Source organism: uncultured Paenalcaligenes sp. (genome assembly GCF_947630565.1).
GTDB lineage: Bacteria > Pseudomonadota > Gammaproteobacteria > Burkholderiales > Burkholderiaceae_B > Paenalcaligenes > Paenalcaligenes faecalis.
On sequence record NZ_CANRIC010000067.1, the window covers coordinates 1 to 7,841 of the forward strand.

Annotated in this window: 10 protein-coding genes; 5 read left to right on the plus strand and 5 right to left on the minus strand. The window is 46.6% G+C overall.

The window, feature by feature from the left end:
• A partial coding sequence (locus Q0Z62_RS10085) for an RRXRR domain-containing protein (RefSeq protein WP_298054120.1) occupies positions 1-440 on the minus strand: 440 nt, incomplete at its 3' end.
• 419 nt (positions 441-859) lie between these two features.
• Here Q0Z62_RS10085 and Q0Z62_RS10090 point away from each other — a divergent pair.
• Complete coding sequence (locus Q0Z62_RS10090) at positions 860-1,789, plus strand: LysR substrate-binding domain-containing protein (RefSeq protein WP_367180599.1); 930 nt, start codon at positions 860-862, stop codon at positions 1,787-1,789.
• Here Q0Z62_RS10090 and Q0Z62_RS10095 read toward each other — a convergent pair.
• Complete coding sequence (locus Q0Z62_RS10095) at positions 1,750-3,105, minus strand: MFS transporter (RefSeq protein ID WP_298054122.1); 1,356 nt, start codon at positions 3,103-3,105, stop codon at positions 1,750-1,752. The two genes, Q0Z62_RS10090 and Q0Z62_RS10095, sit on opposite strands and share 40 nt — an antisense overlap.
• A gap of 20 nt (positions 3,106-3,125) precedes the next feature.
• Positions 3,126-4,250, minus strand: coding sequence for a cobalamin-independent methionine synthase II family protein (locus Q0Z62_RS10100; protein WP_298054124.1), 1,125 nt, complete (start codon positions 4,248-4,250; stop codon positions 3,126-3,128).
• A 304-nt stretch (positions 4,251-4,554) separates the two neighbouring features.
• Between Q0Z62_RS10100 and Q0Z62_RS10105 the strand changes: the two genes are divergently transcribed.
• Complete coding sequence (locus tag Q0Z62_RS10105; RefSeq protein ID WP_269900774.1) at positions 4,555-5,019, plus strand: YaiI/YqxD family protein; 465 nt, start codon at positions 4,555-4,557, stop codon at positions 5,017-5,019.
• Between the two features lie 46 nt (positions 5,020-5,065).
• Positions 5,066-5,389, plus strand: a complete 324-nt coding sequence (locus tag Q0Z62_RS10110; RefSeq protein ID WP_298054134.1) for a peptidylprolyl isomerase — start codon at positions 5,066-5,068, stop codon at positions 5,387-5,389.
• Positions 5,390-5,476: 87 nt separating this feature from the next.
• On the opposite strand, the gene Q0Z62_RS10115 is transcribed toward Q0Z62_RS10110, so the two are convergent.
• Positions 5,477-5,842 carry a hypothetical protein gene (locus Q0Z62_RS10115; protein ID WP_298054127.1) on the minus strand — a complete coding sequence of 122 codons (366 nt, stop codon included), beginning with the start codon at positions 5,840-5,842 and terminating at the stop codon, positions 5,477-5,479.
• A 111-nt stretch (positions 5,843-5,953) separates the two neighbouring features.
• On the opposite strand from Q0Z62_RS10115, the gene Q0Z62_RS10120 reads away from it, so the two are divergent.
• Complete coding sequence (locus tag Q0Z62_RS10120; protein WP_298054128.1) at positions 5,954-6,448, plus strand: acyl-CoA thioesterase; 495 nt, start codon at positions 5,954-5,956, stop codon at positions 6,446-6,448.
• Between the two features lie 52 nt (positions 6,449-6,500).
• Here the strand turns inward: Q0Z62_RS10120 and Q0Z62_RS10125 are convergent, their stop codons facing one another.
• Positions 6,501-7,301 (minus strand): thioesterase family protein, encoded by an 801-nt coding sequence (locus tag Q0Z62_RS10125; protein ID WP_269900771.1) that lies wholly within the window; start codon positions 7,299-7,301, stop codon positions 6,501-6,503.
• Positions 7,302-7,579: 278 nt separating this feature from the next.
• Here Q0Z62_RS10125 and Q0Z62_RS10130 point away from each other — a divergent pair, with 278 nt between their 5' ends.
• Positions 7,580-7,795, plus strand: coding sequence for a hypothetical protein (locus tag Q0Z62_RS10130; RefSeq protein ID WP_298054130.1), 216 nt, complete (start codon positions 7,580-7,582; stop codon positions 7,793-7,795).
• The last annotated feature ends 46 nt before the right edge of the window (positions 7,796-7,841 follow it).

A 7,841-nucleotide genomic window follows, 5' to 3' on the forward strand; every position in this document is an offset into this window, starting at 1 on the left:
CGATGCTGCAAACTCGGCGCTAACCACCCCTTGCCTTTGTTTTTTCGATTAAGAAAGCGGGGTGCTCGGTAACGTAAATTAGCACTACGGCGGCGACGACGCATTTGGCTTCTCGCCGTTAAGGTTTTACTAATCTGAAACCCGCGATGTTTCAGCTCGAACAGAGATACGACATGAGAGGTCGTCGATAACTCACCCGTTTCCGTGTTAACCGATTCGCTATTACGAACCAAGGCCAGCCCTGACGTTTTACTACCAGGGTCGATTTTAAGCTCCAACGGTTGCAGCTGGCTTTCTGCAATTCGTCGGTCGATGACACGAATCGTAAACGGGATAAGGCGATGCACCCTCGCTCGCCCTCGCGCCAACAATAATCGAGCTCGCTTCTCTGAACACGGCATCAGCGGCGTTTGGTGTTGGTCTAAAACAAAAACAGCCATGGCTATTTTCTCCTAAATAATGCCCGTAAGGGCCTTGTGACGGAGGCTTACGCCTCGCTCCCCTCGACAAAGTTGTAACGCAGCATTAACTCGGTGGAGTCTGCGATAGCCCGTTTCGTGCCTACCCTTGGCGTGTCTGCTGCTATCGCTTACAGAGCGTGGGACTGAGGAAGCATCCCACGGTGCGTCTTGGACTTCGTTACAACGTAGCGCCCTAACAGCGCTGAGTCTGGTCAATCTAGGCAAGCACAGAACGAATCTGGCATGCCTCGCCCTTTAGGGCGGGGTTATTGACAGCAGGCTCCTTGAGAGATTGTTGCGGTAAATGAAAAGAGGCAACCCTCTACCCTCATACTAAGGGAGTTATTGGCGTTAAGGTAGATAGGAAAAAAGTAACTCTCTGTTCTATAGGTGGAACAATGATGCTGGATTTAAATGATCTTTTTTATTTTGTAAAAGTGGTCGAACATGGTGGTTTCTCTGCAGCAAGCCGGGCATTGGCTATACCCAAGTCTCGCTTGAGTCGTCGGATCGCCTCATTGGAGAAACGGTTGGGCGTGCGTTTAATTCAACGCAGTACACGACATCTTTCTGTCACGGAGCTGGGCCAGAACTACTATGTCCATTGTGCTGCGATGTTAGCCGAGGCAGAAGCCGCGCAAGAGGTGATTGAGAAATCCATATCTAAGCCAAGAGGTTTGGTGCGGTTGTCCTGTCCTACAGGCTTATTATGTTTTGTTGTGGCAGACATGCTAACCACCTTTATGCAACAGTACCCTCAGGTCAAGGTAGAGCTAGATGCGACGGGACGACGTGTTGATGTTGTCAGAGAGGGGTTCGATGTGGCGTTACGTGTCCGATTTCCGCCGGTGGAGGATAGTGATTTGATTGTGCGTACCTTATCAGTCAGTCCTCAGAAACTGGTGGCAAGCCCTGCATTTTTAACTCAGTATCCGGTTAACAAGCCTTCTGATTTGATTGGGTTAAATTCGTTAGACTGGCTGCGTGGTGATGCCAACTATAGTTGGTTCATGAGAAATGCAGAGCAATCTACCGTTGAGATTCAGCATGCTCCACGCCTAATTACTGATGATTTAATTATGTTACGTAAGGCGGTTGTAGCAGGGCTAGGGATTGCCCAGCTACCTTTATTAGTGACCCATCAGGATTTGACAGAGCGGCGGTTAATCGAGGTGTTACCTGAGTGGTCACTAAAAAAGGGTGAAGTACAAGCTGTTTTTCCTTCTCGCAGAGGGCAGTTGCCTGCAGTACGTGCATTAATTGATTTTTTAGCAGATCAGTTTGCTGATCAGGACTGGCAAACGGTGGCCTTTAACTCTGAACGCTGAGATTTCAAGAAAAACTGCAAAAAGACAGCAGCGACTAAGAGAGCGCCTGCGTATAACCAATATAAACTGCTTACAGACCATTCTGCTTCGAGTAAATGGCCAGCTACTACGGGAGAGGCCATGCCACCTAGACGGGCGAAGGCCAAGACAATGCCGACGCCAGAACTGCGTTGGGTAGTGGCAAAGCTTTGTGGGGCGGTAGCATATAGACCTGCAATGGAGCCGTTAATTAAAAAGCCAATGGCAATACCTAGAGCAACAGCGGCAGGCAAAGACCAGCTAGTTGCAGGAATAACGGCACACAGTGCAAATACACCTAATACCATTAACGATTGTGCAACACGTTGTAGTTGCCAGCGGCTGGCCAATAGCCCCAGTGCCAATGCACCTAACATACCCCCTACGTGTAGCAGTACCCCCCCTGCTAAGCCTTTATCTGCCGATAAACCTGCTTGCTCTAATAGCTTAGGAGTCCAGCTGGTGACAAAGTAAAAACTAAACATGAGCGCAAAGAAGCTACCTCCTAGTAGCCAGGTTCGCAACGCGTCAGGAGCCCACAATAATTGCAGAGCTTGCAGTGCGCTAGGTTTAGTAGCTGGCGTGATGCTTTCTTGTACTGAAAAATGACCATGTCCCATGCGTTGTAATAAATGCTGAGCACGTTCCATGTCATTTTTCTTACGTCCTTGGAGGAGCTGGTCTAGCGACTCAGGTAAACCGACCGCAATCAGTAGAGCGGCAATCCACGTTAAGACTCCACCCCAGACAAATACGTTTTGCCATACGCTATTTTTAAGTAAATAAGCAGCCATCATGCCACCTAAGGTAGCGCCTAGGGCAAAGCCGACAGATTGTAAGCCAATGGCCAGCGCGCGCCAGCGGGCATTTGCGTATTCGCTGGTGAGCACATTGGCATTCACGATACTACAACCAATACCCACACCAGTTAAAAAGCGCAGCATGCCTAAGGTCCATGGGCCTTGTGCCCATTCTGTTGCAACCATAAATGCACCAGCGGCAAATAAGCTGCCCAGTACAAGTGGTCGCCGCCCCCAGCGATCGGAAAGCGGGGTTAAGAAGACAGAGCCAACGGTCATGCCAATAATACCTGCCGATAGTAGCCAGCCTAGGGTCACATTTGTTAATTCCCAGTCTTTGACTACAGCAGATGCGGTAAAGGCCATGACTAAGACATCGATGCCATCAATCGCATTGATTAAAAAGCATAAGGCGATGGCTCGCCATTGCAGGCTACCCATAGAGGCTGCATCCAAACGTTGGCGCAGCGTTAGATCAGAGCTAATGGTTGAGTTCATGGTTGGTCACACGACGGGGCTTAGGCCTGAGAGTCGCCCCATACTTCGCGGGCTACATCAACAACTAAACGCAGTTTGGCTTCTTGCTCAGCCTCACTAATGTTGTTGCCCTCTTCGGTGGAGGAAAAACCGCACTGCGGGCTTAAACAGATTTGATCTAAGGGTACGTATTGAGCGGCCTCTTGCAAACGTGCTTTGATCAAGGCTTTTTCCTCTAGCTCACCGGTTTTGGTGGTTACTAAGCCTAATACCACTTGTTGGTGCCCCGGTTTTATAAAACGGAGCGGACGAAAATCGCCAGAGCGGTCGTTGTCGTACTCTAAGAAGAAGGCATCTACATTCACGGAACCAAATAGCAATTCCGCTACTGGCTCGTATCCGCCAGAGGAAATCCAGGTGGAACGGAAGTTTCCACGGCAGACGTGTAGCCCAATCACCAAGTCTTCTGGCTTACCTTCTAGTGCTCGATTTAGTACATCGGCATAGATTTTAGCTAGTTCATCAGGGTCATCCCCACGCTCACGAACCAGTTGCTTTTGCTCGTCTGAACATAAATAGGCCCATACTGTGTCATCAAGTTGCAAATAACGACAGCCTGCGGCATAAAAAGCAGCAATGGCATCACGGTAAACCTGAACTAAGTCATCAAAAAATTCATTTAAATGAGGGTACACGTCAGGGCTGACCACATCGCGACCACCGCGAAAATGCAAGACGCTTGGGCTAGGAATCGTCATTTTAGGGACAGCGCCTGATGCGAGGGACTGCAGAAAAGTAAAGTCCTCTAGCATTGGGTGATTGCCAAACTTGACCTTACCGGTCACTCGTACATTGTGTGATTTAGTTTGTACACCTGAGAATTGAATACCGGCATTCGTATCGTAGCGTTCTACGCCTTCAAGACCATCGAAAAAGTCAAAATGCCACCAAGTACGGCGGAATTCGCCATCAGTGACAACGTCCAAGCCGCAATTGCACTGATGTTCTACACTGGCACGAATCGCGTTATTTTCTTCTTTACGCAAATCCTCGGCAGATAACTGGCCCTTTTCGAAATCATGACGTGCTTGTTTTAGAGTCATAGGACGCAAATAACTCCCAACGACATCAGCACGGAAAGGGGGGAGTGATCGGAACAAAGACATGTCATACCTCTAAATAAATACAGCCATGTCTCTACATGGCTTAGGAAATCAATACATGAATAATATTCTCTTTGGTGGTGAAATAATAACGATCGTTTTTCAAGCTAACTTGAAATTAACTAATGAAGTGTTTGATCCGCATAAACCCTAGGTTTCCGCAGTTTGATTGTCATAAATCTGTAAATTGTATGGGGGAGGTGCCGTAGGGTTTTGACTACATGAAAATTTATTTTCCTAAAAATAGAGCGCTTTATACCCCACAATGACAGCGTGTGTTGTAAACAGCAAAAAACGAAGGAATAGAATGCATATATGGGTTGATGCGGATGCGTGTCCGGTTGTGGTGAAAGACATCTTATTTAGGGCGGCTCAACGTTGGCAGTCACCGCTGACTTTGGTGGCTAATCAGATGTTACGTACACCCCCTTCATTATTGATTAAAGCAGTGCAAGTGCCGCGTGGTTTTGATGTGGCCGATGACTATATCGTGCAGCATGTGACGGCGGGTGATTTAGTCATTACCGGTGATATTCCGTTAGCAGCGCAATTGGTTGATTTACAGGTTTTTGTATTAAGCCCCAGAGGTGAAAGCTTTACCACGGATAATATTCGAGAGCGTTTGTCGACTCGAGATATGCTAGAAGAATTGCGTGGGGCGGGAATTGATACGGGTGGGCCACCTGCCTTTAATCAGACAGATAGGCGTGAATTTGCGAATGCTTTAGACCGATTGATGACAAGGTTGACTCGTAAAGTTCAAAACGGATAACGGTATTTAGCTAATTAACGTGTGGCAATACCTGCATTTTTGGCTAATTTACGTTAACCTTTCAAGAACATTTATTAAGGAGTATTTCATGGTACAAGCTTCAGCAAGTCATATCCTAGTTAACAGCGAAGAAAAAGCCCAAGCGCTAAAAGCTGAAATCGAAAGCGGCGCTGATTTTGCGCAATTAGCACAGGCTAACTCCAGCTGCCCATCATCCCGTCAAGGTGGGGAGCTAGGTCAGTTCGGTCGCGGCCAAATGGTTGCCGAGTTTGATGAAGTGGTTTTTAGTGCTCCTGTTGGGGTGGTACAGGGCCCAGTTAAAACTCAGTTTGGCTACCATTTGGTTTTGGTAACAGAGCGTAACGACTAATCAGTGACGTAAGCGCCTTATAGGCCTAGCTTTGCATACAAGAGCCCGCTCCTTTCGAGTCGGGCTCTTGTTCGTTGTGGCCTCGGGTTAAGAGTTCAAAAGTGTTTCTATTGTTGCGTCTAGGTTATCTTCAGTAATTGCTTGCATAGGATACCCAAAGGTTTTACTAAGAGGTGCTAGTGCAAAGCCTATTGCCATGGCAATAAGCTGATTATTCACGATGATGACACTGCCCGCACATACCTGCTGCATGGCTTCTTTATTATTTTTCAGCCAGTCAGATAGGCGACTTTTATTTGAGTTTTCATCCCCCGATTCTTGGGTAGGAATTTCTCGGGTAAGGAGTACAAATCGTTGATCTTGTTGCAATAGTTGATTGAGTTCGTCTTCCCAGTTATCAGAGGGTTCAGAGGAAATCCATACAAGGGGAAACTGCTCGGTATTGATACGCATGTAAAGAGCCTGTGAGGTTAGTTAAGTTGTTGAACCCGTTATACTATGTAATAAGTTCAAATTACCATCTATATGCGCTATTCATAACCATTACAGGATAAAGAGAAACTCATGGATTTACCTTACCATCAATTGACGATGACCATTTTGATGACACCTGACACCGCTAATTTTTCAGGTAATGTGCATGGTGGCAACATTTTGAAGTTATTGGATCAGGTTGCCTATGCCTGCGCAAGTCGCTATGCCAATCGTTACGTCGTTACCTTAAGTGTAGATCAGGTTACGTTTAAACAACCTATTCATGTTGGCGAATTAGTAACGTTTTTAGCGAGTGTTAATTACACAGGCTCATCCTCAATGGAAATAGGTATTAAGGTGGTTGCAGAAGACATTCGTAGTCGTGTTGTGCGTCATGTAAATAGCTGCTTTTTTACGATGGTAGCGGTGGATGATGAGTACAAATCGGTAAAAGTCCCACCATTAACCCCCAGCACGGCTGATGAAAAACGTCGATTTGCTGCTGCAGAGATGCGTCGAAAACTACGTAAAGAAATGGAGCAGCGCCAAAAAGAAATTCATGCGTTGAATAAAAGTTATTCATAACGCCGCAGAAATACACAATGCTGCGGCGTTATGTATGATCTTTATGACGTTTTTAGCTGACTTTTCGTAGAGTTAGAATTTGCTCAGCGCGACCAAAGGGACCATAGATATCGTGCAATATAGAGCTGGTTAGTCCTATACCGTCTTGGCCATATTGTTGTACTGTTTCTAATCCTAGCCAGCTGCCCGCAGGCTGTCGATGCATGTGAATTTGCAGATCTAAATTAGGAAAGCCCCATGTGAACTCACTTTCTTGACGGGGTACAGTGCCATTGGCAGTATCTACCATACCCATCAGGTGTACAAAGTCACTGGTGGGTTGATTTTCTATCATGTCTTTTGGGTTGTTTAACCAAACAATCCCTTTACCAGCGCGATGGTTTGCTTCTGCCTTGGTTTCTATGCTTTGGATATAACCCCCTGGCCAACGTAACATACCCTCCCAGAGAGGCAGGGTGTCAGGGTGGTGGATGGGCTGATCCTCTAAGCCTGCGATTTCGGTGCTGTCTTGGGTACACATACGCCATGCACGAGCCACAATACAGGTTTTCCCATTCGCTTGCATTTCGGATTCAATAAGTTCAATGGTTTTTCCGGGACGAATGACGCGTGTAGTGATAGAGAATTCACCTGCAGCAATAAGACCAAAAATATCAAAACTAATCCGACCTATGCGCATGTCTGGGCGTGGTTGAAATTGTTCTAATTCAGCGGAAATGATGCCACTGGCAGGTGCCATGTGTTGTTCGTGTGGGTTCCATGCGCCTTGGGCATGAATAGTAGAGCGGTATTGCGCAGTGACAGTACCGTCCTCATTGGTGTGTTTGTCTATGAATTGGTAATAGGCACTCATTAGGTACTTACCTTTTTTAATAAAAATCAATTTTAATGTAGCACGATGAGGTGTTGTGCGGATCTATTAAGAGGGTAGGAGGGATGCGTTGTTTATGCAATTGGTGGTTTATCCCATTTGACTCATATTCTTTATTTGTAAATGATAATGATTGTCGTTTACAAATGATTAGTTTACGATGATGAAAAAAATTACTAGCTCTTCTTTTTAGTGGGGAGGCTTTCGTTGAGCCTCCCATTAACTCACTGTGCTCAACCTCTAACCAAAAGGCCCTTATCATGAGCCCGCGTTGTCATCGTTCTCGCCTTGTGCATACCTCTAGTTCTAATTCCTCAACAACCACACCTAATCACGTTGCGCTCTGGCTAGGATTGACCTCTGGGCTATTTCAGTTTGGTATTCGATTTAATGGCATGTACAGAGATGGGAAAAGCGCAGTTAATGGTCAGTCAAAGCGGGCTGATTTGATGGCGAGCAACGTAACCGTGGAGTAGAGCTTGGTTTCTTTGGGGAGCCGCAGCGCGGCTTACGCTTGATGGG

What these genes read in the sequence shown, in the direction of transcription:
- Q0Z62_RS10090 (WP_367180599.1), top strand. Translation starts at nt 860, where the DNA reads ATGATGCTGGATTTAAATGATCTTTTTTATTTTGTAAAAGTGGTCGAA.
- Q0Z62_RS10095 (WP_298054122.1), bottom strand. Translation starts at nt 3,105, where the DNA reads ATGAACTCAACCATTAGCTCTGATCTAACGCTGCGCCAACGTTTGGAT.
- Q0Z62_RS10100 (WP_298054124.1), bottom strand. Translation starts at nt 4,250, where the DNA reads ATGTCTTTGTTCCGATCACTCCCCCCTTTCCGTGCTGATGTCGTTGGG.
- Q0Z62_RS10105 (WP_269900774.1), top strand. Translation starts at nt 4,555, where the DNA reads ATGCATATATGGGTTGATGCGGATGCGTGTCCGGTTGTGGTGAAAGAC.
- Q0Z62_RS10115 (WP_298054127.1), bottom strand. Translation starts at nt 5,842, where the DNA reads ATGCGTATCAATACCGAGCAGTTTCCCCTTGTATGGATTTCCTCTGAA.
- Q0Z62_RS10120 (WP_298054128.1), top strand. Translation starts at nt 5,954, where the DNA reads ATGGATTTACCTTACCATCAATTGACGATGACCATTTTGATGACACCT.
- Q0Z62_RS10125 (WP_269900771.1), bottom strand. Translation starts at nt 7,301, where the DNA reads ATGAGTGCCTATTACCAATTCATAGACAAACACACCAATGAGGACGGT.
- Q0Z62_RS10130 (WP_298054130.1), top strand. Translation starts at nt 7,580, where the DNA reads ATGAGCCCGCGTTGTCATCGTTCTCGCCTTGTGCATACCTCTAGTTCT.